This is a genomic window from Streptomyces sp. NRRL B-24572, from assembly GCF_002156145.1.
Lineage (GTDB): Bacteria > Actinomycetota > Actinomycetes > Streptomycetales > Streptomycetaceae > Streptomyces > Streptomyces vietnamensis.
The window spans coordinates 1-552 of sequence record NZ_MWIG01000933.1 but is presented as its reverse complement, the minus strand read 5'-3'; the positions used below and the strand labels follow the sequence as shown (position 1 = coordinate 552).

Below are 552 nucleotides of genomic sequence, written 5' to 3'. Positions count from 1 at the left end.
GCCTTCGTCGCCGTCGAAGCGCGTCGCTCCGCACCGATGCTGCCGCTGCGGCTGTTCCGCCGGCGCCTGTTCACCGTGTCCAACACCGCCATGGTCGTGGTGGGGTTCGCGCTCATGGGCTCGTCGTTCTTCTTCTCCCAGTTCTTCGTGTACGTCCAGGGCAGCTCGATCCTGCGCGCCGGCCTGCAGACCCTGCCGCTGTCCCTCGCCATGGTGGTCGTCAGCCCGTACGCGGGCCGGCTCGCCGCCCGGTACGGCTTCCGCGTCGTGGTCACCACCGGCCTGGCCCTGGCCGGCCTGGGACTGCTTGCGCTCGGCACGGTGCACGCCGACACCGGCTACGGGAACGTGTGGTGGCGGCTGGGAGTCACCGGCATCGGCTTCGCCCTGACCATGTCCCCCCTGACGGGAGCCGCCATCCAGGCGGTCAGCCCGCAGGAGGGCGGCCTCGCCTCGGGCATCAGCAGCACCACCCGGCAGATCGTTGCGGTACTCGGCCTGGCGGTGCTCGGCGCCGTCGTCCTCGCCCGCGAATCCGACGGCGCCTCCTTC

The 552-nt window shown here is 71.7% G+C and carries 1 protein-coding gene; it reads left to right on the top strand.

The features are described 5' to 3' along the window. The coding region (locus CCN56_RS38475) for an MFS transporter (RefSeq protein ID WP_143664784.1) at window positions 1-552 on the top strand (552 nt) is incomplete at both ends.